General features: G+C 57.1%; 18 protein-coding genes. 9 read left to right on the top strand and 9 right to left on the bottom strand.

Translation table 11 applies throughout. The features are described 5' to 3' along the window. A complete protein-coding gene (locus ABD890_RS07540) occupies window positions 1-1,290 on the bottom strand; it encodes a hypothetical protein (protein ID WP_345087462.1) in 1,290 nt (429 codons plus the stop codon). Window positions 1,291-1,609: 319 nt separating this feature from the next. On the opposite strand from ABD890_RS07540, the gene metH reads away from it, so the two are divergent. Further along, window positions 1,610-5,320 carry a methionine synthase gene (metH, locus tag ABD890_RS07535; RefSeq protein ID WP_345087460.1) on the top strand — a complete coding sequence of 1,237 codons (3,711 nt, stop codon included), beginning with the start codon at window positions 1,610-1,612 and terminating at the stop codon, window positions 5,318-5,320. 18 nt (window positions 5,321-5,338) lie between these two features. Here metH and ABD890_RS07530 read toward each other — a convergent pair whose 3' ends face one another. The 3 genes from ABD890_RS07530 to ABD890_RS07520 all read right to left on the bottom strand — a co-directional run bounded on the left by ABD890_RS07530 (window position 5,339) and on the right by ABD890_RS07520 (window position 8,906). Continuing rightward, on the bottom strand, window positions 5,339-6,169 hold the full coding sequence (locus ABD890_RS07530; protein ID WP_345087458.1) for a CBS domain-containing protein: 831 nt from the start codon (window positions 6,167-6,169) through the stop codon (window positions 5,339-5,341). A 324-nt stretch (window positions 6,170-6,493) separates the two neighbouring features. Further along, window positions 6,494-7,570, bottom strand: a complete 1,077-nt coding sequence (locus ABD890_RS07525; protein ID WP_345087456.1) for a leucine-rich repeat domain-containing protein — start codon at window positions 7,568-7,570, stop codon at window positions 6,494-6,496. A gap of 82 nt (window positions 7,571-7,652) precedes the next feature. Further along, complete coding sequence (locus ABD890_RS07520) at window positions 7,653-8,906, bottom strand: BaiN/RdsA family NAD(P)/FAD-dependent oxidoreductase (RefSeq protein ID WP_345087454.1); 1,254 nt, start codon at window positions 8,904-8,906, stop codon at window positions 7,653-7,655. Window positions 8,907-9,101: 195 nt separating this feature from the next. Here ABD890_RS07520 and ABD890_RS07515 point away from each other — a divergent pair, with 195 nt between their 5' ends. From ABD890_RS07515 to ABD890_RS07490, 6 genes are all read left to right on the top strand, one after another. Next, complete coding sequence (locus tag ABD890_RS07515) at window positions 9,102-10,451, top strand: c-type cytochrome (RefSeq protein ID WP_345087452.1); 1,350 nt, start codon at window positions 9,102-9,104, stop codon at window positions 10,449-10,451. Between the two features lie 175 nt (window positions 10,452-10,626). Continuing rightward, entirely contained in the window at window positions 10,627-11,961 is a 1,335-nt protein-coding gene (gene thiC / locus ABD890_RS07510; RefSeq protein WP_345087450.1) for a phosphomethylpyrimidine synthase ThiC, read from the top strand. A 342-nt stretch (window positions 11,962-12,303) separates the two neighbouring features. Further along, the gene (locus ABD890_RS07505; RefSeq protein ID WP_345087448.1) at window positions 12,304-13,689 is read left to right on the top strand and encodes an OprO/OprP family phosphate-selective porin; all 1,386 of its coding nucleotides are present in this window, start codon (window positions 12,304-12,306) and stop codon (window positions 13,687-13,689) included. Window positions 13,690-13,821: 132 nt separating this feature from the next. Beyond that, window positions 13,822-15,150 (top strand): MFS transporter, encoded by a 1,329-nt coding sequence (locus ABD890_RS07500; protein WP_345087446.1) that lies wholly within the window; start codon window positions 13,822-13,824, stop codon window positions 15,148-15,150. Further along, window positions 15,150-15,758: a D-sedoheptulose-7-phosphate isomerase gene (locus tag ABD890_RS07495; protein ID WP_345087444.1), complete on the top strand. Its 609-nt coding sequence runs from the start codon at window positions 15,150-15,152 to the stop codon at window positions 15,756-15,758. Before ABD890_RS07500 ends, ABD890_RS07495 begins: the two co-directional genes overlap by 1 nt. Beyond that, complete coding sequence (locus ABD890_RS07490; protein WP_345087442.1) at window positions 15,755-16,714, top strand: ROK family protein; 960 nt, start codon at window positions 15,755-15,757, stop codon at window positions 16,712-16,714. The genes ABD890_RS07495 and ABD890_RS07490 overlap by 4 nt, the downstream gene beginning before the upstream one ends. A gap of 9 nt (window positions 16,715-16,723) precedes the next feature. Here ABD890_RS07490 and ABD890_RS07485 read toward each other — a convergent pair whose 3' ends face one another. From ABD890_RS07485 to ABD890_RS07465, 5 genes are all read right to left on the bottom strand, one after another. Next, window positions 16,724-17,065 (bottom strand): hypothetical protein, encoded by a 342-nt coding sequence (locus tag ABD890_RS07485; RefSeq protein ID WP_345087440.1) that lies wholly within the window; start codon window positions 17,063-17,065, stop codon window positions 16,724-16,726. 40 nt (window positions 17,066-17,105) lie between these two features. Next, entirely contained in the window at window positions 17,106-17,465 is a 360-nt protein-coding gene (locus ABD890_RS07480) for a hypothetical protein (RefSeq protein WP_345087438.1), read from the bottom strand. A 112-nt stretch (window positions 17,466-17,577) separates the two neighbouring features. After that, window positions 17,578-19,770: a hypothetical protein gene (locus ABD890_RS07475; protein ID WP_345087436.1), complete on the bottom strand. Its 2,193-nt coding sequence runs from the start codon at window positions 19,768-19,770 to the stop codon at window positions 17,578-17,580. 93 nt (window positions 19,771-19,863) lie between these two features. Then, entirely contained in the window at window positions 19,864-21,231 is a 1,368-nt protein-coding gene (locus ABD890_RS07470; RefSeq protein ID WP_345087434.1) for a methyl-accepting chemotaxis protein, read from the bottom strand. Between the two features lie 292 nt (window positions 21,232-21,523). Next, window positions 21,524-22,915: a sulfatase gene (locus ABD890_RS07465; RefSeq protein WP_345087432.1), complete on the bottom strand. Its 1,392-nt coding sequence runs from the start codon at window positions 22,913-22,915 to the stop codon at window positions 21,524-21,526. Between the two features lie 455 nt (window positions 22,916-23,370). Between ABD890_RS07465 and ABD890_RS07460 the strand changes: the two genes are divergently transcribed. Together ABD890_RS07460 and ABD890_RS07455 are read left to right on the top strand one after the other, a co-directional pair. Further along, entirely contained in the window at window positions 23,371-24,330 is a 960-nt protein-coding gene (locus ABD890_RS07460; protein WP_345087430.1) for a DUF1559 family PulG-like putative transporter, read from the top strand. 56 nt (window positions 24,331-24,386) lie between these two features. Continuing rightward, window positions 24,387-24,863: a hypothetical protein gene (locus tag ABD890_RS07455; protein WP_345087428.1), complete on the top strand. Its 477-nt coding sequence runs from the start codon at window positions 24,387-24,389 to the stop codon at window positions 24,861-24,863. Window positions 24,864-24,933: the final 70 nt, after the last annotated feature.

Raw genomic sequence — 24,933 nt, 5'->3', positions numbered from 1 at the left:
TTACCGAATATCCGAATCGAGATCGACGCTACCCAGGCGGGCCCCTGGAGGAGTCGCTTCGCGATTTTCGTAAGGGGTAAACCCGAAGCCACCCTGCGATGGGCTCTGCGGAGCGGTCTGCGAATAGGTTGGCTGCGTTGGCGTGCCAATCATCGGCATGCCTGGCTGCGGCTGATACCCTTCATGGATCTGTGGCATTTGCGGCTGTGAAGTCGCAGGATTGGTGGCTGCGGTTCGCTGGGTCAACTTGCCATCTTCGTAGGCATAGCCGCCGGTTGGCTCCTGCATCCAGTGACGACCTGGATCGCCATTAGGAACCGAGTACTGCGAGGTAGCCGGAGCGTTCAATTCCAGCGAGGGGCCGCCGGATGGCATGCCAGGCGAAGCGGACGGACGACCATCGAATTGTGGGGTGTAGTCTTCGTCGGTGGCTGGATTGAAACTTGGCGAATACGAACCAGCACCGGTCGGAGCCGATTCCATCCCTTCAGGACGGAACTGGTAGTACTCGTCTTCCGGAGCCATTGGCTCAGGTGGAAGTTGATGGTTCGAGGCTGGATTGTTGTAAGGTGGCGCGATCGAGCCTTCTGGTTCGTAACCAGAAGCGATGTTCGTCATCTGCGTATCTTGCGATGGATTGCCCATCGTTGGGTTGGTCAACTCGGTGCGGTCGGGCTTGCTGGCCACCATCGGAATGGCGGTGTCGAGTGGCGAGACGGTAATGGTCTCGTTGTCCGCGTCGGTCCCGGAAGTCGCGTCCCAGCTCGGAGCACTTCCCAATTCGCCGGTCGAAACGAACAATCCCTGATCGACGTCGTCGACCGGTGGGATGCTGTCGTCGTCGCCCGAGAGCAACCAGGCACTGGCCACCAGCAGCGAGACGGCCATGCCGGCCAGGTAGATCCGATTCCTCCACTGACCACTCAGGATCGATTCGCGACGAGCCTGTCGCGTTTCTTCTCCACGGTGATGAATGTAGCTCGGCGCAACGGCCGAGTCCGAAGCCACCGGGGCAGAGGCAACTTCCACCGGAGCAGGAGCCACGGCAGCAGGTTGAGGAGGCATGATCGGAGCGGTTGGCGCTTCGACCAGAAGGCTTTCTTCCGCCAGATCGGCGGTCGGGTCTTCCCCAAGCAGGTTGGAAACCCAGTCCTGGGTGCCGGCCGGTTGTTCTTCAACCGGAGGTTCCCAGGTCAGGTCCTTCACACGGATCACGACGGGGTGTCCGTAAAAGGTGCCCTGAGTGTCTTGGTTTTCACGTGATTTGGGGTTTCCCAATGGTTTCGTCATCGTTTCGGCTTCCTTGCCTGACGTTGAGATCGACGCACAGGGGCCACGCGCTGGTTGTGGCCCGTTGTCCTATCCATCGGTTCGGTTTGTAGCGGTCTTTAGCTCTAGATAAGAAAAATCGGAAATCGGGGCTAGGCAAGCTTTGACGATTAGTGGCAATTGAACGCTGGTTGTGACGAAGCCGGAAATCTGGGATATTTAGCAGGTTTGAACTATAGAAATCCCTTCCGCCATAGTTGGGGACGCTATCAGGCAGCATGCTATCTGACAGCAATAACCCCAAGCTGTGACAGGTCTTTCAGTCTTCTGGAATCCACTCATGCCAGGTCCCCGATTCGCCGGCCGCCAGCACCAAATCTTCGACGACATCCAAAAGCGAATTCTGATTCTCGATGGTGCCATGGGGACCATGATTCAGAAGTTCAAGCTGACCGAAGAGGATGTCCGGGGAAAGCAGTTCGCCGATGCTGAGAAGGACCTGCGAAACTTCAGCGACCTTCTCTGTCTGACGAAGCCCGACATTATTGAAGGCATCCATCGCCAGTTTCTGGAAGCTGGGGCCCACATCATCGAAACGAACACGTTCGGAGCGACGCCGATCGCCATGGACGAGTTCTCGTTGAGCGACGCACTGGCAACCGATATCAACGTGGCCGCCGTGAAGCTGGCCAAAAAGGTGGTCGACGAATTCAACGACCGCGATCCCGACAACCGCCGCTACGTGGCCGGCTCGATCGGGCCAACCAGTAAAACGGCGTCGATCTCGCGACGGATCGAAGACCCTGGCTTCCGCGACGTGACTTTCGATCAACTGGTCGCTTCGTACCTGGTGCAGATCGACGCGATGGTCGATGCAGGCGTCGATATCCTGTTCCCGGAAACGACCTTCGACACGCTGAACCTGAAAGCGTGCCTTTTTGCGATCGAGAAATACTATCGCGAAAAGGGAATCGAACTGCCGGTGATGACCTCGGTAACGATCACCGATGCTTCGGGGCGTACGTTGTCCGGACAGACGGTCGAAGCGTTCTGGAATTCGATCTCGCACTTCCCCATGCTCAGCGTGGGTATCAACTGCGCCTTAGGTGCCGAGTTGATGCGTCCGTACGTCCAGGAATTGTCGTCGATCGCTTCGTGCTATATCAGTTGCCATCCGAACGCTGGTTTGCCGAACGAAATGGGGGAATACGATCAAACCCCAGATCAAATGGCGTCGACCATTCGTGAGTTCGCCGAGCATGGCTGGCTGAACATCGTCGGTGGTTGCTGTGGAAGCACGCCGCAGCACATCAAGGCGATTGCCGACGTGATGCGTGACTACGCTCCGCGCGGATTGCACCAACAGCCAGAGCTGACTCGTTTGAGCGGTCAGGAACCGTTCACGATCACACCCACCACCAACTTCGTGATGATCGGCGAACGAACCAACGTGACTGGTTCGCGGCGGTTCGCTCGACTCATTCGCGAAGAGCTGTACGAAGACGCGATTGAAGTTGCGTTGCAACAGGTCGAAAGCGGCGCCAACGTGATCGACGTCAACATGGACGATGCGCTGTTGGACGGCGAAGCGGCCATGGCCCGTTATTTGAACCTGATCGCCGCAGAGCCAGATATCTGCAAAGTGCCGATCATGATCGACAGCTCGAAGTGGTCGGTTATCGAGGCCGGTCTGCGCTGCGTCCAGGGCAAGTCGATCGTCAACTCGATCAGCTTGAAGGAAGGGGAAGAGGAGTTCCTGAACAAGGCCCGACTCTGCCGCGATTACGGTGCCGCCGTGGTGGTGATGGCATTCGACGAAGTTGGTCAGGCGGTCGAACTGGAACGCAAAGTTGAGATCTGCAAACGAGCCTACGACCTGTTGGTCGAGAAGCTGGAATTCGATCCGACCGATATCATCTTCGACCCGAACATCTTGACGGTCGCCACCGGTATCGAAGAGCACAACGACTACGCGATCAACTTCATCGAAGCGACTCGTAAGATCAAACAAGTCTGCCCCGGAGCGAAGATCTCAGGCGGTGTGAGTAACGTGTCGTTCTCGTTCCGCGGCAACGACGTGGTGCGTGAAGCGATCCACGCCGTATTCCTGTATCACGCGATCAAGGCTGGCCTGGATATGGGGATCGTCAACGCAGGCCAGTTGGCCGTGTACGACGAAGTGCCTGCGGACCTGCGAGAACTGATTGAAGACGTACTCTTCAACAAGCGTCCCGATGCGACGGAACGTCTGGTCGACTTCGCTGAAACGGTCAAGCATCAGAAGGGTGCTGGCCCGAAGGTGGAAGACCTGGCGTGGCGAGAAGCTCCGGTTCGCGAACGCTTGGCTCACTCGCTGGTGAAGGGGATCGACCGGTACATCGAAGAAGATACGGAAGAAGCTCGCCAGCAAGCGGAACGCTGTCTGCACATCATTGAAGGTCCGTTGATGGACGGGATGAACATCGTGGGCGACCTGTTCGGCGCCGGCAAGATGTTCCTGCCCCAGGTGGTCAAGAGTGCCCGCGTGATGAAGAAGGCGGTCGCTTATTTGCTTCCTTACATGGAGAAAGAAAAGGAAGAGCTCGGCACGACCGACGTGAGTGCCCGTGGCAAGATCTTGATGGCAACCGTCAAGGGAGACGTCCACGACATCGGCAAGAACATCGTCGGCGTAGTGCTGGGCTGTAATAACTACGAGATCATCGACATGGGGGTGATGGTCCACTGCGACAAGATTCTGGCCGCCGCCAAAGAGCATGGCGTCGACGTGATCGGCTTGTCAGGCTTAATCACCCCGAGCCTCGACGAAATGGTCCATGTCGCGGAAGAAATGCAATCGGCCGGGATGAACATTCCGCTGCTGATTGGTGGGGCGACGACCAGTGCCAAGCATACCGCCGTGAAGATTGCTCCGGTTTACGAAGGTGCGGTCGTGCATGTGCTCGACGCATCGCGAAGCGTCGGTGTCGTCGATCAACTGCTCAGCAAGGACAACTCACCGGCGTTTTTGGAAAAGAATCGCAAACTGCAAACCGAACTGGCCGAGTCGTATCGCAAGCGTCAAGCCATCACGCTAGTTCCGCTGAAGACAGCTCGCGAAAAGCACTTCGAGACCGACTGGGCGAACATCGATATTTCGACTCCATCGTTCACCGGATCGAAGACGCTGCGAGACTTCCCGCTTGAGAAGCTTCGCGAGTTCATCGACTGGTCGCCGTTCTTCAACTCGTGGGAACTGAAGGGTAAGTACCCGAAGATCTTTGAGGATGAATACGTCGGCGAAGAGGCGAAGAAGCTGTTCCACGATGCCAATGTCCTGTTGGATCAGATCATCTCGGAGAAGCTGTTCACGGCAAACGGGATCTTTGGTTTCTGGCCAGCAGCGTCCGACGGTGACGACATCATTATCTATGACCCGAACGATCCTGAGAAAGAAATCGAACGCTTCTTCACGCTGCGTCAACAATGGGAACGCAAAGGTCAGTCCGACTTCCGGGCGTTGTCCGATTACATCGCTCCGGTTGGCAGTGGACGTCGCGACTACCTCGGTGCCTTCGCGGTGACGACCGGAATCGGCTGTAGCGAACTGGCCGCCAAATTCGACGCCGATCACGACGATTACAACTCGATCATGGCGAAGGCCTTGGCCGATCGTCTGGCGGAAGCGTTCGCCGAGTGTCTGCACAAGGAAGCTCGTCGCGAGTGGAAGTTTGGTGCCGAGGAAAACTTGTCGAACGAAGAACTGATCAAGGAAGATTATCGCGGCATCCGTCCAGCTCCAGGTTATCCGGCTCAGCCCGACCATACCGAAAAGTGGACGCTGTTCCGTTTGTTGAACGCCGAACAGGAAACCGGGATTGAACTGACCGAGAGCCTGGCGATGATGCCGGCAGCCAGTGTGTGCGGTATGTACTTCGCCCACCCGGCCGCGCGTTACTTCGCGATCCATCAACTGGGACGCGATCAGGTCGAAGACTATGCCAAGCGCAAAGGCATGCCACTGAAAGATATGGAGAAGTGGCTTGCTCCGAACCTGTCGTACGAACCGTAAGCAAGCCCAGGGGACGGCTTAGGTCGTCCCCACTGCGTTTACAGCGCCCGAGGCGGCATTCTTCGGCGAGAGCACCAGGAACTTGCTCTGGTTGTGGTCGGTCACGTCGAACGCGGCCACTTTCCCGATCAAGCTGAAGTGCCGTACAAACCCCTTGGCCGGGATGATCAAGTTATCGTCCTGGACCTTGGTGGCGATCGCTTCGTCGGCATTGGCACGCACGAATTTGATCAGAATGCGACCGGTCGGCGGATCATAACCGAGCACCGCGTAGTCCATCCGGGCTCGCTTGTTCTCGATGTTCTTCAGCGGGATTACCAGGTCGCCATTCATCTTCCGGACATAAGCCGGGCTGCGTGTCTTGGCGTCGTTCTTCGGCGAGTACATCTGGAAGGCGGTTTCCATGCCTTCGACGTTGTCTTCAGCCAGGAACTGAATGATGTCGGAAATCGAGAGCACGCCGATCAAAGTCAGTTCAGGATCGACGACCGGCAAGCAGCCAATCTTGTTCGTCGCCAACACGTAGGCGGCGCGGGCCAAAGGGATTTCTGGGCCCACAGTGATGGGACGTTCAACCGAGATCAACTCTTCGACACGCTTGTGTTGAATGTCTTCGGTCTCTTCTGTCTTCATAGAAGTGATCAGCGCGCGAACGATGTCGCGCTGCGAGACCACACCGACTACTTTCTTGGTATTGTCGACCACAACAACGCGTCGCAAGGCATATCGAGCCATCAGATCGGCAACGATATTTACGTGCGTGCCCACGGTCGCGGTGTGAACCTTGACCGACATCACGTCCTTGACGTTTCCTTGTAGTTGCTTCGAGATCGTTTCGATAACGGTCATACTTCCCTGGCGTTTCGTCAAAATCCACGGTCAGAGAGAGATCTGGTAAGCCCGACCTGTCCCCGAACTTATCGTCTTGATTGCTTTTCACGATGAGAACCGACCGTCGCGCCCTGCGCAGCAATTGCGCCTCTCAACTCCCAGTCGGTTTGTGAAACTATAGCATCGAAACTTTTACATAGACGGAGACGGCAAACTGGGAAAACGGGTCGCAATTCGGACATCCGTTACCTGAAAGCCGCTTGTTCCGGTTGTAGTGGCTCCGCTGGTTGGGCAGGGGGGAGCGAGAATGCCCAGATCGCCAGGACTGATCGGCATTCGGCCTCAGTTTTCCGGGATGTAGATATGCTGGAGCTCGGTTTCAGGCATCTTGGCCGCAACCTTGGCGGCACCCTCATCGGTAACCGCGGTCCGGGTCACGATCAGATTTTTGAGGTGCGTCATAGGCGCAAGCTGCATCAGTCCCTCGTCCGAGAGCGAGGTCGAACCAAGATGCAGCCAAGTCAGGTTTTCCAGGTTGGTCAGCTCGCCGATGTGGACATCGCCAATCGCATTGCGGTCGAGATTCAACCATTCCAGCGAGGTCATCTCGGCCACTTTCGGAACAGCATCATTGCTGATTTTGGTCGCCCACAGGTTCAGTCGCTTCAGGTTCTTAAACGCAGCCAGATGCTCGACTGCCTGGTCATCGAAGTCGGTTTCGCTGACGTCGAGGTCTTCCAGGGCGGTCAGCTCGTCCAGTTTCTCCAGTCCATGACCATTGATCATCGTCCGGCGGAGGCGAATTTTTTTCAGCTTCGGCAAATGAGCGAGGCCAGGAAGACTGGCTTCCCGAAAGGGCGTGCCGAACAGGAACAGCTCTTCCAACTGCTTTAGCCCTTTTAATTGTTCGAGCGTCATTCCTTCGACGGCTGTTTCATCCAGTCCCAAGACCTTCAGGTTCGAGAGACCTGCCAGATAGATCAACTGATTGTCCGAGATCGCATTGCCGCGGAACTGGAGATTCTTGAGGGCAGGGAACTTGCCGATCTGCTGGAGCGAGGCACCACTGACGCTGGTCTCACGCAGGTCGAGAACCTGCACACTGGCCGGCGTGCCGAGCTTGGCGAACATATCGTCAGTGAGTGGGCAGCCCCGCAGCAGAAGCTTTTGCAGTCGCGGCAGCGTGCCGATCCGCTTCATCAGGTTGGCATCGATCGGCTTACCGGCGAAGTCGACCAGCGTGATTCCGCCGGCTTCATCGGTTTCGATCCGGCCGCCAGCATTGGTGATCATCGCTTCGGTGGCCAGTTGATCCTGCGTCGGAGCGGTATCGGCCACCGAACTGGTTGACGCTGGCGTTTCGCTGGAATGGCATCCGGCAAACAGCAAAACCAGGGCAAGCAGAAACAGCGATCGCATGGCAGGAGGTCCTCAGGAGAAATCAATCGAGCAGGGTGCTGCCTATTCTATCGGGAACTTCGATGGCAGGGCACCTCCAAATTCAAACGGAAACTCCAACGACGTAGCCGCTTGACCAGGCCCACTGAAAATTGAACCCGCCAATCCGGCCATCGACATCGCAGATCTCGCCACAAAGATGCAGGCCAGGGCAGACGCGCGACTGCATGGTCTTTAGATCGATCTGCGCCAGAGGGACCCCGCCAGCCGTGACTTCGGCCACTTTAAAGCCGAGTGTTCCGCTCACGTTCAAAGGATAGGCGGTAAGCCCGGTCACCAGGTTCTTTCGCTGAACCCGGGTCAGGTCGACGCCGGTTTGCTCGGCCGGAACTTCCGCGAAGTGCAGCAGATGCTCGACCAATCGATCGGGCAAACGCTCGCGCAGCATCGCTCGTACCGATCGTCTACCCAGGGCTTGGAGTTCGGCCTGGAGGCTGTCGGCCGAGTGATCGGGCAACCAGCTTGCCGTCAGGCAGACCGGGCGATCGGTCGAAGCGGCGATCCAGTGGCGGCTCATGTCGAGAACCGCCGGGCCAGAAAGCCCTTTGTGGGTCAGCAGCATGTCCCCTTCGATCGTCTCGATGCGCTTGCCGCTGGTTTCGTTCAGTTCCAAGCGAACCGGAAGGGCGATGCCTGAAAGCTGCGTCAGCGGATCGGAGTCGGCCAACTGAAGCGGAACCAGGGCTGGGAAGATCTGCGGTGTCAGGTCGTGTCCTAGTCGACGGACCAGTTCGAGACCATGCCCATCGCTGCCGGTCTTGGGGACGCTCTTACCACCGGTTGCCAGCACCACCTTCGAGGTAACCAAGTGTCCCCAGGGACCATTCAGTTCAAAAGAAGGCTGTGCGGGTTCGGCCGTAATCGACTTAATGTTTTCGATGCGATGCCCGAGGCGGATCTCGACCCCCAAGCGTTCCACTTCCGAAAGCAGCCCGTCCAGAACGGTCTTGGCCTTGTCGGTGGTGGGAAAGAGTTTGCCAGTCGGTTCGCGTTTCAGACGAACGCCGAGCTCGGCAAAGAATTCGATCGTTTGCGGCTGGGGGAAACGGCCCAAGATCTTCTTGATCGCGTTGGTAGAACTGCCCCAGTAGTCGCGCGGGGTGACCTTTTCGTTGGTCACGTTACAGCGACCGCCACCAGCAATGAGGATCTTGGCACCGATGCGGCGTGCCCCGTCGAGAATGACAATGCGTCGCTGGCGATTGGTTCGAGCCGCCCAGATCGCGGCGAACAGACCGGCAGCGCCACCACCCACAATGGCCACATCGGCTTGGTCAGACGCTAGATTGTCGATCACGGTGTTCTTCCCCCAACAAGCAGTGTAATGTCCTGGCCTAGTCGAATGCTGGCAAGGGGTGGCAAACGAGTGACTGGCCGCCGACTGGTTCGATTTTCTATAATCGAACTCTTGGTTGTGCCGGCAGGGAAGGTGCGGTTCTCTTTCGGATACAAACGACGAGTCGATTTTCCCGAATATGCTTCGAGCTCACGAATGACACGGCGAATCTTTTCACTCCTGATGCTTCTGGCCTGGTCGCCGTTCGTCCTGGCCGAAGGGCCAGCCGGCGATCCTCAGGCGGGTTACGAGCATCTGGTCAATACACCGTATCTCCCGCGATACTTCGATCAGGAAACCTTCGACAACGTTTGGCGAGTCTGGCCCGAGCCACTGAAGAGCCAGGCCGAGAAGGCTACGCCGGAGGAACGCCGCCAGATGGCGTTCGATCGCTATGGCCTGACAGGTCGACCAGAAGACCCCACGAAGCCACTGCAGTATGTTGTCGATAAAAAGGGAGAGTGGACGCTCAACTGCTTCTCGTGCCATGGTGGGCAGATGGAAGGGAAGACGATCCCTGGCCTCCCCAACAATCGTTTCGACTTCGCCGGCATCACCGACGAGATTCGGCTGACCAAAGCGATGCTGGGCAAGAAGCTGATCCCCGGGGACTACAGCTCGCTGGTCTTCCCCCTTGGCGAGAACAAAGGGACCACGAATGCGGTGAATTTTGGCGTGGCGCTGATGTCGCTACGCGATGCCGATTTGAACGTGGTTCCGGGGGCGAGCTTCCCCAAAATGTTGCATCACGACATGGAACCACCTCCCTGGTGGCACTTCGCCAAGAAGGAAAACATCTATCTCGATGGCTTCGCCCCGAAGGGGCATCGCGGGCTGCTGCAGTTCACGCTTGTTCGTGAGAATGACGCCCAAGCCTTCCGCGACCGCGAGGCCGATTTTCGAGACGTTTACGCCTATTTATCTTCGCTCGAAGCACCCAAGTACCCCGGCAAGGTCGATGCCACCAAAGCGGAAGCTGGGCGGATCGTTTTCAACCGACAATGCAGTGAGTGCCATGGGACTTACGGCGATCAGGCCGACTACCCGGAACGGATGATTCCGATCGATGAAATTAAGACCGATCGAGCCCGGTTCGATTCGCTAACTCCTGCCCATCGCCAAGGATATGGCGACAGTTGGTTTAACAGTTATGGCCAGCAGGAAGGGCTGATTGCCGACCCGGAAGGCTACGTGGCACCTCCGCTGGATGGTGTCTGGGCGACGGCACCTTATCTGCATAATGGATCGGTCCCGACGCTGTGGCATTTGCTGCATCCGGACCAGCGACCGAAGATCTGGCGGTGGTCCGGCAGTTCGTATGATCATCAACGGATGGGGATCGATGCCGAAGCCCTGGACGAGTTCCCCAAGGGACTCTCGGCGATGGAGCGGCGCGAGGTATTTAATACGACTCGTTTAGGGAAAAGTGCGGCAGGTCATGACTACCCCAACGCGTTGACCGAAGAGGAGAAATCAGCGGTGCTTGAGTACTTGAAGACCCTTTGATTTTGCGGCGAAAACCACGCTGCCGCCCCCACGATTACGCTGCTACCAGATTGACACGGTAGGGGGACTCGATACCATGATTCGTAGAGCGAAAGCCATTGATAATCCAGCGGTTACGACACAAAACCGCGTCACGCAAAACAGGCCGGCGGCCTGAACGAGGATTCTGAATTTCATGTCGACGCAACTGCTTGCAGCGAAAGAGGGGACGATCACCCCGGAGATGGAGTATGTGGCCAAGCGGGAGAACATCTCTCCTGAGTTGGTTCGGGACGAAGTCGCTTCCGGTCGCATGGTGATCCCGGCTAACAAAGTCCACCTTCAAGGTGTGCTCGAACCGATGGGGATTGGTCTGGCTGCCAAGTGCAAGATCAACGCCAACATCGGCAACAGCGCCGTGACCAGCGATCTGGGTGGCGAACTCGAAAAGCTGCACGTCGCCGTGCATCATGGTGCCGACACCGTGATGGATCTGTCGACCGGCAAGAACATCGACGAGATCCGTAAGCAGATCATCGAGAAGAGCCCGGTACCGATCGGTACCGTGCCGATGTACCAGATGCTGGAAGAGCTGGGCGGCACGATCGAGGACATGACCCCGCAGCACTTCCTGGACATGGTCGAGCACCAGGCGAAGCAGGGGGTCGACTACATGACGATCCACTGTGGCATCCTGCTGGAACACCTCCATCTGACCACGCATCGCGTCACCGGCATCGTCAGCCGTGGTGGTTCGCTGATTGCCAAGTGGATGATGGCTCACCGCAAGCAGAACCCGCTGTACACTGCTTTCGACGATTTGTGCGACATCATGCGTCAGTACGACGTGACCTGGAGCTTGGGCGATAGCCTGCGTCCTGGTTCGTTGGCCGACGCTTCCGACGACGCACAGTTCTCGGAACTGGACGTGCTGGGCGAACTGACCCGTCGTGGTCGCGCCAACGGCACCCAGGTCATGGTCGAAGGTCCTGGGCACGTGCCAATGGATCAGATCGAAATGAACATGAAGCGTCAGCAGGAAGTCTGCGACGGCGCTCCGTTCTACGTCCTCGGCCCGCTGGTGACCGACATCGCCCCAGGCTACGACCACATCACCAGCGCCATCGGTGCTGCTCTGGCTGGTTGGCATGGTGCCGCGATGCTGTGCTACGTCACGCCGAAGGAACACCTGGGTCTGCCAGAAGCCGACGACGTCAAGCAAGGCGTGATCGCTTACAAGATCGCTGCCCACGCTGCCGACGTGGCTCGTCATCGTCCTGGTTCGCGTGATCGCGACGACGCCTTGAGCAAGGCTCGCTTCTCGTTCGATTGGAACGAGCAGTTCCGCCTGTCGCTCGATCCTGAAACGGCCAAGGCCTACCACGACCAGACCTTGCCGCAAGACACCTTCAAGAGCGCTCACTTCTGCAGCATGTGCGGTCCTAAGTACTGCAGCATGAAGATCACCGAAGAAATCCGAGCGATGGCTTCGCAAGACGAACTGATCGCCTTGGACAGCGAAAAGAGCTAGTTCCGCTCTCTCGCCAAACAGATATCGAAACGCGGCTCCTTCGTGGGCCGCGTTTTTTTATGCGCTTGCCACTCAGCGGCATGTTCACCTGTCGAGCGTTCAACGCCACGGTTTTGCCAGCAATGCTGGCATCGCCGGAAGGCTTGCGACCCGCTCGATTCGCCACTTTTGGGCAGGTCGCCGCGAATGGCCGAGATTGGCATTCCATCCTATATGCTGGTTTTGTTAAGCGATGCGATCGAAGCCGAGGTCGTTCGTCGGCATTCCTGCATGAATTAATGGAAAGCCATGTGGCGGCTCGCGAAAGTCTGGGTTTGGTTGCTAATCGGGATGGGGTTCCCCATGTCGCTCTGCGCCGAAGATTTCCCCGAGAGCGACCTGTCGGCCCGGATCGATAAGCTAGAGCAAGACGTCCAGACGCTGGAAGCTCGCGAAGCAACGACTGCCGAAATTGAAGACGCCGCCGAGAACGCCAAGATCGAGAAGGTCGTCGAGAGCTACCTGAAGCAGGAGCAAGAACGCAAAGCGTCGAGCCGACCTACGGTGTCGGTCTTCGGCCGGCTGCATATCGACGGCATCTTCTTCCCGGAAGCGTCGCGGGGAATCGACTACCTGGAAAACCCTGGCAGCGGCAGCGAGGTCCAGGATCGGATTCTCTTCCGTCGCATTCGCCTGGGAACCCAAGGGAACATCTCGCCGACCGGCGTCTATCGGTTGGACATGGACTTCACCAGTCCCAACTCCCCTTCGATGCGTGACATGTATCTGGGCTTCAACGACTTGCCGATCTTTCAGACGGTATTGATCGGCAATCAGAAACGCCCGGTCGGGCTCGATGCATGGAACAGCAGTACCAACGCGTTCTTTCTGGAACGACCGTTGGCGGTAAACGCCTTGAACCCAAACATTCGCCGGATTGGTGTGCAGTCGTACGGATATAGTCAAAGCGAAAGCTTGAACTGGCAAGCCGGCATCTTTGAAAGCTCCGACGTCCAGGCCGTCGGAACGTACGTCGACGATCATCTCCAATACTGCTACGTCGGGCGAATCTCAGGGACGCCCTGGTACGACGAGACTTCCGGTGGCCGTGGCTACTTGCATCTGGGCATCTCGGACATGTACGTGCAGACCGATCCAAGTTTCAACGCGTCGTCGTCACCTCAGAACTTCGCCCGATTTCGTACCCGGCCTGAACTTCAGACCTCGTCCAACTGGCTCGATACCGGCAACTTGATTGGGGCGGAAGGTTACGACGTGCTCGGGCTGGAAATGGTCGTCAACGTCGGTTCTTTGCAGGTCACCGGCGAGTTCCTCGATGCGTGGGTGGATCGGCAGTCCGATCCTGATTTGTTCTTCCACGGAGGCTACGTTCAGGTCGCCTACTTCCTGACCGGCGAGTATGCGCCGTGGGATCGCCAGGCGGGCCGTGTCGGTCGAATTCAACCGCTGGAAGATTTCTTCCTGGTCGATCGCTACAACGGAGGCATCGCCCAAGGATGGGGGGCGTGGCAGGTCGCGGCTCGGCTTTCGTATCTCGACCTGAGCGACGAAGAGGTCCATGGTGGCCAGCAAGAGAACCTGGCGTTGGCCCTCAACTGGTACTGGACGTCGCACTCGAAGGTGATCATGAACTTGATCCATGGCAGCATCAACGACCACTATTCATCCGGCGGCTACACCGGCGGAGACTTCACGGCGCTCGGCATCCGCTTCATGATGGACTACTAAAACGATCCCGCCCCACGGGCGGACGATGCGAAGGAATTCTGTTGAAAACTTGCCTTCTCGCGGCCGTTTCGTCGCGAAATCTGTGGGCACTCGCCTAGGATCATTCGTGTGAAACGTTGATAATGCCAACCTATGGACGCATCCTCCAACAACTACGAATCGACTTTAGAAGGCGCCACCGCGCCGCTAATTCCGGATCACCTGTCTGGCGATCCGTCGTTCTGGTCGGCGACTGCGACGCAGTTCTTTGGCGCCTTCAACGACAACATCTTCAAGCAGTTGTTACTGTTGATGGCGGTCAATCAGGTCCTTCAAGAAAAAGATGGCACCGACTATCAGGGCTTGGCCATGGTGGTCTTCGCTGCCCCGTTCGTGCTGTTCGCGGGCCCCACTGGGTTTCTCGCCGATAAGTTCAGCAAGTCGACCATCATCTTCATCTCGAAAGTGCTCGAGATCGTTGCTATGGCGATGGGCGTGGCCGCGTTTTATTGGTACGACGAACTCGGCATGACCGGGCTGATGTTCGTCCTGGCCTTCATGGGTTTTCAAAGCACGCTGTTTGCTCCCGCCAAATATGGAATCTTGCCCGAGCTGTTTCATGGTCGCGATTTGCCGAAGGTGAACGGCGTGTTCCTGATGACCACCTTCCTGGCGATCATCTTCGGCACGGTTCTGGCCGGCATTCTGTGCGATTGGTTGCCCAACAACTTGTGGATCGCCTCGACCGTGTGTGTTGGTGTGGCGGTTGTCGGTACGCTGACGACGCTCCCGATGCGGCACACGCCGCCAGCCACACCCGATGCGAAGTTTACGCCCCAGGCCGCCGGCATTCCCAAGAAGACTCGCAAGCTCTTCCTGCGGGATCATGCGATCCTGAAGGCGTTGTTGGCCTCGTGCATGTTTTGGCTTTGTGCCGGCATCGTGCAGCAGGCGGTCAACTCGCTGGGCAAGGTTCAATTGGAACTAAGCGATACGCGGACCAGTTGGCTCGGCGGGGCGATTGGTCTGGGGATCGGTCTGGGCTGCATGCTCGCAGGCGTGCTTTCCAGCGGCAAGATCGAATTCAAATTGGTGAAGATTGGAGCATGGGGCATCATCGGCTGTCTCGCCCTGATGGCCTTGCCAGGCGGACAGCATGGTCAGCTTCTCGGATTGTGGGGAAGTTTGCCGGTGCTGATCTTGCTGGGAATCTTCACTGGTATGTTCTCGGTTCCGATTCAAGTTTATCTGCAGGCCAAGGCTCCCGAGGATCAGAAGGGACAAGTGATCGCCGAAATGTCGCGAGCCAACTGGCTGGCGATCTTTCTGTCGGGGTTCTTGTATTCGATCTTCGATCAGGTTCTGATCTGGGGAAACATGCCACGCTGCTATTTGTTTGGATTCACCCTCCTCATCATGCTTCCGGTGGCATTGTTATATCACCCCAAGTCGGAAGCGCTGGACACGGAAAAGGACGACTAATGCTCGGAGCATCTCTCGATATCGCGGCTTACATCGATCGCTTCAAGGCCGAACTCGACAAGCTCGATCAATCGCAAATCACCAAGTGGGCCGACCTGATCTACGACGCCTACGAGAGCGGCAACTTCGTTTACATCTTCGGCAATGGCGGCAGTGGTTGTAACGCCAGCCACATGGCCGAAGACCTCGGGAAAAGTTCGCTCCGCGAGAAAGATCTCGGCGACGAATCGCTCCGCCGCTTGAAGGTGCTGAGCCTGACCGACAACGTCGGCTGGATCATGGCGGTGGGCAACGACATCGGTTACGACCAGATCTTCCTGCAGCAGGTAATGAACTACGGTCAGGAAGGAGACGTCGTCCTGGCAATCAGCGGCAGCGGCAACAGCGATAACGTATTGAAGGCGGTCGACTGGTCGAATCGGCATGGCCTGAAAACTCTTGGCCTGACTGGTTACGGCGGCGGTAAGCTCCGCGACATGGCTCAGCACAGCTTCCATGTGCCGCTGGACGATATGGGCATGGTCGAGAGCATTCATCTGGCGATCTTCCACTGGGTGCTGAACGATGTCTTTGCCCGGATCAACGACGAAGGTCGTTACGCCAAATGAATGTGATCGGCGTTGAAATCGGAGGCACCAAGCTTCAAGTTGCCCTGGCCGATGCCGACTCGCTGAAAACGATCGTTTCGCTCCGGGAAGAGATCGTTCCGGCCAAAGGTGCCGCCGGTATTCAGCAGCAACTGCAGCGCATGATTCGTGCGCTCCAGACCGAGTATTCCATCGCCGCAATTGGCCTTGGGTTCGGTGGACCGCTCGATGCGACGGCTGGAGTGATTACCACCAGTCATCAGGTCGAGGGCTGGGATCGGTTTCCGATGGTGGCCTGGTGCCAGGAGCAATTCGGTTTGCCGGCAGTCATTCGCAACGACTGCGATACGGCAGCCCTGGCAGAAGCGACGCTCGGGGCAGGGCAGGGCAAAGAAAGCTCGTTCTACGTGACCATCGGCAGTGGAATCGGTGGCGGTTATGTCCACCAGGGACAGCTGATGGGTGGCAGTCGCCCCGCCTTCGCCGAGATCGGGCATCTGCGACCCGGCGTGTTGCATTCCGAACCTGGCAACACGGTCGAAGCGGAATCGTCTGGCTTTGGCATCTCGAACGAAGTTCGCCAGTGGATCAAGAATATCGCCCCGGAAGAACAGGACGACGATTGCCGCGACCTGTTGGCTCGCTGCCAGGGCGATCTCGAAAAGCTGACGACCCGTGACATTGCCGACGCAGCCCTGACAGGGAATGCCATCTGTGAAGTGGTCCTACGCGACGCGGTCGAGACGCTCGGCTGGGCAATCGCCCAGGTCATCACGCTGTTGGCCCCTGAGGTTGTAATCCTTGGCGGCGGCGTGTCGCTGATGCCCGAGAAGTTGTTTCGGACGCCGCTGGAAGATCAGGTCGCGACCTATGTCTTCCCGCCGCTGGCCGGCAGCTATCAACTAGTGCCGGCGCAGCTTGGCGAAGCGGTGGTCGTGCAAGGGGCACTATTGCTGGCGAAGCAGTTCGTCTCGTAGCGTTCGTCGCTACCAGGCTTCAAAATCTAAACCAGGGATCTTCGTCGGATCGGATCCCTCGATCGTTTGCTTCAGCAGTTGGGCTGCCTCTTCCCGCGTGACGATCTTGCGATAAGAGCCTTGGCGATCGGGAACCGGAATGTCGAGCCAAGGCTTGTCGAAACCATCCTCTTCTTCTTCCCACATGAACTGTAGGGTCGGCTTGTCGTCGGTCTCGAAGATTCCGAGAAACGAGCCAGGGGTGGGCGTTAACGCGTTCCAAGCCGCGACGATTTCCACTTCGGTGCCTTCAGCGGCGTCGTCCGCATCGATGCCTTCTTGGGTTTCTTGATCGTAGAAGAAGTATTTCATTCCAGGAGGTCTTTATCAGGGAGATCGGTAAAGAGAGAGCTTATCGCACGTACTTGCCGCGGAATTCGGGCAGCGGGTAGTCGACGATCGGCAGGTCGAGTCGAGCCAGTTCGCGTAGCCGTTCGTAGCCACGCGTCACCAGAGTTTCGCGCTGCTGCACGAAGCTGGCGTCGAGATTCCGTTTGTCGAAGTCACCAGCACATTCGACCGGAGCGAACTTCTCGTGTACGACAAACTGGGCCAACGCGGGATTGCATTTCACATGGCGTTCCGGCGTGGTATGCAGCACCTCGGGATCGAGCATGCCGATCACGTATCGCAGATACAAGTCGCTCTCGAACAAACGTTCAACCGGCTTTCCGCACACATCGCACAGATAGCCTTCGTCACACTTCGCCATAGAAATTCGCAGGGAAACAGGCTCGACTGCTGGGAACGTACCACGCCCCATCACAGGTCAGTATAAAGGAAAACGTCGCTTTTGGGGGAAGCCCGTCGTCTGGGAGACCGGTTTAACGGAGGCCTGCTTCGCGGCACCGATGCCAGGCGACCGCTGCGGCCAGCTTCTGTTGACGTTGCCCGCGCGTTTGCCCTTCCATCAGCGTCTGCAAGGTTTCTTCCGGATTAGGAAACAGCTTCCGGTTGCTGCCTCGGAACAGATCCTTTTGGATCCGCTGCACCTCGACGGCCGCTTCCGCTTCTTCATCCAGTTGCAACAGCCGCGCCGACCAGCGAGCGATATAGCTCCCTGGCAAAACGAGGCTTCCCCACAAGACGAAGTCGGCCTGATACCAACGCCCCAGTTCGCCGGTCGTCAGCGAGGTGGCGACCGAAGGATTTTGAGCCAGGCGTTCCACTACGTCACGCCAACCAAAGTTCGCCGCGATTTGCAGCGGAGCATGAAACCAGAAGCGAGTCATGTCGTCGGTCGCCGTTGCCCACTGCAGACAAATCTGGTGAACCGCGGTGATCTCGTTGGGCGTCATCCACTCATGCGCGGAAACAAAATCGAGAGCAGCGATCAGACGCAACGGACCATCTTCGTCGAACAACTCTCGTGGTTCCGCCTGACGTTTTTCTTCGCGGAACTCCGTGACCCGTTTACGTGCCAAGACAGGGGGAAGCTTGCCGAGTTGAACCGGAAAGATACTTTCGTCGTAGTCGAACATCGACCAAGGGAGTTCCCCTTCCATCGCCCACGACAAACCATCGTCGATCGCTTCCGGATGATAGAAGCTTCCTTCCGGGTAGTAGTCGGCCAATGCTTCCCGCGGTTTGTCGTCACCGTAGGCCAGCAAGATGAACGCGACCATCTGATCCAAAGGAGGCTGGCGTTTGCGACGTTTGGACTCGGCTTCCCAGCGGTGCCAGTGCGTCCGGGCCTGATTGATCCACCACGCGTCGTCAACCCACGTGTCACGTCCCCGTGCATACCACTGCGGCAGTTCCCAGAAGCTCATCGGTGGAAGCGTGAACAGCGGACGCCGCACCTTTTCCAATTGGGCCTCTTGGCGAAATGCTTCGATGTAGTGCGCCGCGATGCGATCGATTGCCTCGAAATCCAAGGCGTCCAACTCGTCGAGCTGTGGTCCCTTTTCAAACGGTTGTGGTGGCAACATCCGCTCACCGATCGTTTGCTTCGGCTGAGCCATAGCGGCTTCGATCTTGGAAGGCGTGATCTCGTCGTCGAGCCCTTGCTCCTGAAACCAACGATTCAGAAACTCGACCGGTGCGTGGCGATAAAGCCGCCGCGTCAGGCTCGTCCCTGGATCGAAGTGGAACTGCTGGTGCGTGGTGCCATACCACCATCCAGATCGATTCCAATGAAACCGATCTTTCTGGCAGCCTAATTCTGCCAGCAACGTTTCCAGTGTTTCAATCGTTTGCGTTCGTGCTGCATCAAGCCGGTTGAACTGGTGGACGATCTGCTCCTCGATTCCTTCCAGCGAGCCGTAGCGATTCAACAGCCGCTTCCAATAGTGGCCGCCGTAATGAAACCTCAGTTGATCGAAGCCATCGCGAAACTCGATCCAGAGGACCGGCTTCTTGCTGCAGATCTCGGGGCCGACGTTCTCGTTGCCCAGGCGTTCGCGCAGCCGCTCACACAAATCGAACCACGGATTCTTTCGACGATACCGGGCCATTCGCTTGGCGTAGCTCTCGGTGAAGAGTGGCTCGAACTGAGCCGACCAGTGCGAAATCGTTTCTGCGTCTGACCTCTTGCGAACGGGCGTTTGGTGCGGTGCCTCAGGAATCTCGATCAAACGCTTCGCTTCCGATCGACTGAGCTTCTCGAAGTGCAGCCCCTGGGCGAGCGACTGAAGGGCTTCTGCTGATGATTGGCGTTGCAGAAGCCGCGTTAGACAATGGCCAACGTCGATCGTGGACATGCCGCCGTTACGATCGACCTGCCAGATTCCGGTCAGGCTGGGCTCGACCGTCATCTCCATTGCATGGCACCAATGGCGCAAGCCATGCAGGACGGCAGAACGTTGCTGGTCGAGTTTCTGGAACTGAGCGACAAGATGCCGAGCAGCAGTAGCGGGCGTACGTTGACGCAGTGATTCAATCCGCCGCTGATCCACCACAAAGATGTCGCACGCGTCGGTGAACTCCAGGCAGAGTCCTTCCAATACTTCGTGCATTGGAAGAGAAGAGTTCGCGGCAAGTGGACGCAGAGCGTCGAGTACTTCAGCCAATTCCATCGAACTTCCCTCCCTTCCTGCTGGTGACCATTCTGTTTGAATGTACCAGACCGGAGGTGGGGGGAAGAGGTTCGGGGTGGTTCGCGGTCCCGGTTACAGTTTCTTGAGTTCGTCCGCCAGCATCACCAGTTCGTCAGCCGTTTGTTTCATGCCTTGGACGATCGCGTTTTGCTCTTCCACTGCGGCGGCGATCGTGTTGCTGTTCTGATTCACTTCCGAAATCGAACCAGTGATATGCGTGTTCGTGTCGACCACCCGATTGATGTTGTCACGAATGCTATTGATACGTTCAGCGATGTTCTTGGTCGCGTCCGAGGTGCTGTTGGCGAGCGACTTCACTTCGTTGGCGACGACCGCGAACCCGCGACCTGCTTCGCCAGCCCGGGCCGACTCGATGGTGGCGTTCAAGGCGAGCAGATTGGTTTGTTCGGCCAACTCTTGAATGGTGCCGATGATGCCGCCAATCTCCTGGCTCGATTCTGAGAGTTGTCGGATCCATGATCCGGCATCGGAAACCTGGTGATTCGTGTCTTCGGCCAGTTCCGCGTTGCGAGTGATTCGCAGGCCAATTTCGTCCATGGCGATCGCCATTTCGCTGACGCTGGTCGCGACCGAATTGCCGACTTCGGCCAGGCTATTCACGCGACCGCGAATTTCGGTCTTTTCGGTTTCGATTTCCCAGCACGCCATCGGGCCAATGTACTTTCCGTCGGCATCGTAGATAGCGCTCACGTTCAGGCGAATCATCTCCGGGCCGAGACGGAACTGGGTGGTCAACGGCAAGTTGCCAGGATCGCTGAGAATGTTGTGTTGAACCTGGGGGTTGGTATGGAAGATACTCAGCGGAGAACCAACGATATTGTCGGGCTTAGCCGGTAGCAAGTGAGCGATCTTCTGGAAGGTCTGACGCGACGCGGGATTGACGTAGCGGATCACCATGTCGAGGTCCGCGAACATGATGTTCAGCGGCAGTCTCTCCAGCATGTTTTGCAGACGAGTTGCCTTTTGGTGGGCTTCAACCTGCTGGGTGACGTCAGTGGCGAACTTGACGATCTTGCAGAGGTTGCCGTTGATATCGTAGACCGGATTGTAACTCGCCTGGATATAGACTTCCGAACCATCTTTGGCCACCCGAAGAAAGCGTCCGGGAAAGTCGGCTCCGGTCCGCAGCTTATCCCAGAATTGCCGATACTCTTCGCTGACCGCATACTCTGGCGTCACGAACATCCGATGGTGCTTGCCGACGATCTCAGGCAGCGAGTATCCCATCGTCTGCAAGAACAACTCGTTCGCTGTGATGATTGAGCCATCCAGATTGAATTCAATCACCGCATTCGAGCGGTGCAGTGCATCGACAATCGCTCGTGCCTCGTGCAACTGCTGCGCAGCTTGACGTGCTTTTGCCTCGTGTTCCGATTTATGAAGCCAAGAGTGAAGGCGTGTCGAGATCAAACCAAACATGGTGTAGCGTTTTCGCAGTGAGAGTATCGGAGTCTTGTCGCCGCATACGGCGTGTTATCGCGGGTTTCTCAAACCTTAGAACGATTGAGGCCTGCCGGATGTGCGCAGCAGAGTGATTACGGTGATTAACATCCCAAAATGGCCAGCAAACCGTTACGACCGGAAGAAACCTGATGGAATTTCAGGGGTTGCGGTTCGTAGAAAAAGCGAGATTTTTGACTCTCCCCAAAGTGCAGGGCTAGGCTAGAGGTTGCTGCCAATCGGAAGCAACCTCTAGCGAGGGGCCCGAGTTCTAAGGCTTGGTGGGTTTGCCCATATTCTTCTGCAATTGCTCGGAAAGCTGATCGACCTGCGAGCTTAGTTTGGCTTGCTTAACGATGTTGTTGTCTTCCGCCGGATCGCTCTTCTCGTCGTACAGCATCGTTGCGTGTACGCCGTTCTGCTGGGTCGAGTACTCGGTGTAGCGATAGCCGACGGTGCGGATGGTGTCGCCTGCCAGGAACCGGCCAATCGCAAACGGCTTGCCGGCCGCGGTGGGATCTTTCAGCAGCGGAACGAAGCTGGTTCCCTGGCAATGTTGTGGGGTATCGAGTCCGCACAATTCGCACAGCGAAGGGTAGATGTCGATGAACTCGGTCAGGGCCGCCGTCTTTTGGCCGGCGTACTTACCGGGCACCTTCACGATCAGCGGAGCGTGCATCGAAGTTTCAAAGCAGGAATGTTTGCACCACAACGTATGCTCGCCCAGGTTCCAGCCATGATCGCCCCACAACACCACGATGGTGTTGTCGGACAGTTCCAAACGGTCGAGTTCGTCCAGCAGCCGTCCGATGTTGGCATCGGTATAGCTGACGCACGCGTAGTAACCATGGATCATGCTCTTGGCGGTTTCGTCGCTGACGGGTCCTTTCTTAGGGATTCCGGCGTAAGCGCGCAACTCGCCTGAGCTGTGAATCGCAGCATCAGGCGCATTCTTAGGACGATGGTATGTTTCCGGAAGATCGATCTTCTCGGCATCGTACAAGTCCCAGTATTTCTGTGGCGCGACGAACGGCAGATGGGGCTTGAAGAAACCAACCGCCAGGAAGAATGGCTTGTCTTGCTCTTTCAAACGCTGCAAGTCTTCGATCGACTTGCGAGCCAGCTTGCCATCGCGATAGAAGTCGTCCGGAACATCGGCTGCTTCAACCGGAGGACCATAACCTTTGGTGGTGGTCTTCGTCGCGGCGATGCTTTCTTTCAGCTTGAAGGTCGGACCCTTGGGACGCCAGGGCTTTTCGGACCAGCCATGCTCGTTGTCTTGCGGGTGATGGAAGATCTTGCCGTTAGAAACGGTGTGGTAGCCCGCGTCTTTGAACCAAGTGTTCAGCGTAGTGATGTTCGGCACTTCTTCCTCGGCCGAAGCAAGGTGCGTGATGAAGCGATCTCGCGCCGGACGAATGCTGGTCAAAAGGGCTGCTCGTGAGGCTCCGCAGGTCGGGACCATGCAATAAGCCCGCTCGAAGAGTGTTCCCTGACCGGCTAAACGGTCGATATTGGGGGTCACCATATGCGACTTCCCGTAACAACCCAGTTCCGGTCGAAGGTCGTCGACGGCAATAAATAACACGTTGGGTCGATCGGCCGCGTACAGCGTTGGAGCAAAAACAACAACCAGCAGCCAGGCAAGGAAGGGGCGAGCCATGGGGGCAGTTTTCCGTTGAAGCGAGAAAGGTCGGAGGTAGTGGAGAAGAAAGACGCATTCTTCCCCAGAAGAGTGGAGAGCGGCAAGTGGATGGCCAACCCAGCATTGGGGGAATCGGGCGGCTACTCTTAGCTTTTTAACAAAAGGCCTTATGGATGTACATGTAAATTAGTAAGGACTGTATGAATAATGTTTCATTGGGTTTTGCCGCAACCGGTGATATTCTTCAGAAATCGCTTGGCGCGGTAAGCGAGACTTAATCGGCAAGACAGCCTCCTTGTCGTTGATCTTATCTTGTCTTGATTCCCGCAATGCGATCTGACGACTTATCCGTATCGTTTTTAACTTCCCTGTCGTATCGAGGTCTGCATAAGCGGACCTTATGAATCACGTACTAAGCGCCTCATAAATCTTGGACGTGATTCAGCCTCCTCTTATCCAAAAGGTTCAATCCCATGTGCGCCTCCACAAAAACCTGGAATCGACGTGTTTCGCGTCGCGGTTTCACTCTGGTCGAACTGTTAGTGGTCATCGCCATCATTGGCGTGTTGATCGCATTGTTGCTTCCCGCGGTGCAGCAAGCACGTGAGGCAGCTCGTCGTATGCAGTGCACCAATCAGCAAAAACAACTCGCCTTGGCGATGCACAACCATCACGACACCTACGGCAAATTGCCAGGCGGAAGCTACCGCAACTCGGATTGGGGTCGCGACTCGTACTCGTGGTACTGCTTCATTCTGCCGTTCATCGAAGAAAACGCGATGTACGAAGAATTGAACCTGAACGAAAAGATCAACGGCGGTGCCTCGGTTCGCAGCTACGCTCGTATGCAACTGCTCGACTCGATGTTGTGCCCCTCGGACGACTCGAAAATTCAGGAAGAAGGTTCCGACAACTGGCAGAACTCGTTGCACAACTATGTGGTGTGCTATGGCGATGCGAACTTCAACTCGGGCATCGCACCTTGGAACGAAGTCGATGGCTATGCCGGTACGGCTGGCATGTTCGTTCCTGAGAGGCAGGCCGGTCTGCGTGACGCCACCGATGGTCTCTCGAACACGCTGTTGTTTTCGGAAGTGATCACCCCAGCCGAAGAAGATTACTGGAGCAGCATCGGCCGTACTCAGGTTGCGATGGGTGCTGGTTTCACGACCTATCTGACGCCAAACGCCGACGCCAACGATCGCACCAATCGTTGCCATTTGAACTTGGGCGGCAACCTGGGTGCCAAGTGCACCGCCCATGCCGACTGGGACTGGGGGGCCAACGTGGTCGCTCCACGAAGCTGGCATCCAGGCGGCGTGAATGTCGCCATGTCGGATGGCTCGGTCCGCTTCATGCCTGAAACGGTCAACCTGACGGTCTGGCGTGGGCTGGGAACCCGAAACGGCGGCGAAGTTTTGTCGGACTTCTAATCGACACGGCACCTAACCCCACAGACGCCCCTCATCAAATTCGGAGTTCATTAGTCATGGCAACTACCACACTACGCAGCCTGAGCCTGGTGGCCCTGCTGCTTACCGGGGGCCTCGTCGGCTGCAACGGTGACGGCAAGGTGGCGATTCAAGGAACGGCAAGCTGGAACGGAGAGCCAATTGAAAAGGGCTACATCGAATTTCAGCCTATTGGCGAAGGGCATTTTGCCAGCGCCGAGATCTCCAATGGCAAATTCACGGTGATGACTTCGCCTGGCAAACGCCTGGTGAAGGTGACCGCCGAAAAGGTGATCGGCCAGACCGAGCCAACCGAACGGATTCCAGAATCGAAGCCGATCTTGTTTCAGTTCGTGCCACCAGAGCACAACTCGGAGTCGAAACTAGAAGTCGATATCGCGGCCAACAGTCCAAACCTCGACATCAAACTGGATGGCGAAGAACTGAAGCCGCAAAACGGTATGTCGGCAGAAGACCGCCGTAAGATGAATCTGCAATCAGGCGGCCGTCGCTAGACGATTGACCTGCGATCAATTCGATCAGCATCAAGCGGACTCGAGCACCTTTCCTGGTATCTGGCAGAAG

It is taken from the genome of Bremerella cremea (assembly GCF_039541315.1).
GTDB classification, from domain to species: Bacteria; Planctomycetota; Planctomycetia; order Pirellulales; family Pirellulaceae; genus Bremerella; species Bremerella cremea.
The sequence above is the reverse complement of the archived record's forward strand: the minus strand, read 5'-3'. Positions and strand labels throughout refer to the sequence as shown.

Bases quoted from the DNA above. Each gene is read 5' to 3' on its own strand.
- ABD890_RS07505 (WP_345087448.1), top strand. From the start codon at position 12,304: ATGTCGCTCTGCGCCGAAGATTTCCCCGAGAGCGACCTGTCGGCCCGG.
- thiC (WP_345087450.1), top strand. From the start codon at position 10,627: ATGTCGACGCAACTGCTTGCAGCGAAAGAGGGGACGATCACCCCGGAG.
- ABD890_RS07540 (WP_345087462.1), bottom strand. From the start codon at position 1,290: ATGACGAAACCATTGGGAAACCCCAAATCACGTGAAAACCAAGACACT.
- ABD890_RS07515 (WP_345087452.1), top strand. From the start codon at position 9,102: ATGACACGGCGAATCTTTTCACTCCTGATGCTTCTGGCCTGGTCGCCG.
- ABD890_RS07530 (WP_345087458.1), bottom strand. From the start codon at position 6,169: ATGACCGTTATCGAAACGATCTCGAAGCAACTACAAGGAAACGTCAAG.
- ABD890_RS07500 (WP_345087446.1), top strand. From the start codon at position 13,822: ATGGACGCATCCTCCAACAACTACGAATCGACTTTAGAAGGCGCCACC.
- ABD890_RS07465 (WP_345087432.1), bottom strand. From the start codon at position 22,915: ATGGCTCGCCCCTTCCTTGCCTGGCTGCTGGTTGTTGTTTTTGCTCCA.
- ABD890_RS07460 (WP_345087430.1), top strand. From the start codon at position 23,371: ATGTGCGCCTCCACAAAAACCTGGAATCGACGTGTTTCGCGTCGCGGT.
- ABD890_RS07455 (WP_345087428.1), top strand. From the start codon at position 24,387: ATGGCAACTACCACACTACGCAGCCTGAGCCTGGTGGCCCTGCTGCTT.
- ABD890_RS07490 (WP_345087442.1), top strand. From the start codon at position 15,755: ATGAATGTGATCGGCGTTGAAATCGGAGGCACCAAGCTTCAAGTTGCC.
- ABD890_RS07485 (WP_345087440.1), bottom strand. From the start codon at position 17,065: ATGAAATACTTCTTCTACGATCAAGAAACCCAAGAAGGCATCGATGCG.
- ABD890_RS07495 (WP_345087444.1), top strand. From the start codon at position 15,150: ATGCTCGGAGCATCTCTCGATATCGCGGCTTACATCGATCGCTTCAAG.
- ABD890_RS07475 (WP_345087436.1), bottom strand. From the start codon at position 19,770: ATGGAATTGGCTGAAGTACTCGACGCTCTGCGTCCACTTGCCGCGAAC.
- ABD890_RS07525 (WP_345087456.1), bottom strand. From the start codon at position 7,570: ATGCGATCGCTGTTTCTGCTTGCCCTGGTTTTGCTGTTTGCCGGATGC.
- ABD890_RS07480 (WP_345087438.1), bottom strand. From the start codon at position 17,465: ATGGCGAAGTGTGACGAAGGCTATCTGTGCGATGTGTGCGGAAAGCCG.
- metH (WP_345087460.1), top strand. From the start codon at position 1,610: ATGCCAGGTCCCCGATTCGCCGGCCGCCAGCACCAAATCTTCGACGAC.
- ABD890_RS07470 (WP_345087434.1), bottom strand. From the start codon at position 21,231: ATGTTTGGTTTGATCTCGACACGCCTTCACTCTTGGCTTCATAAATCG.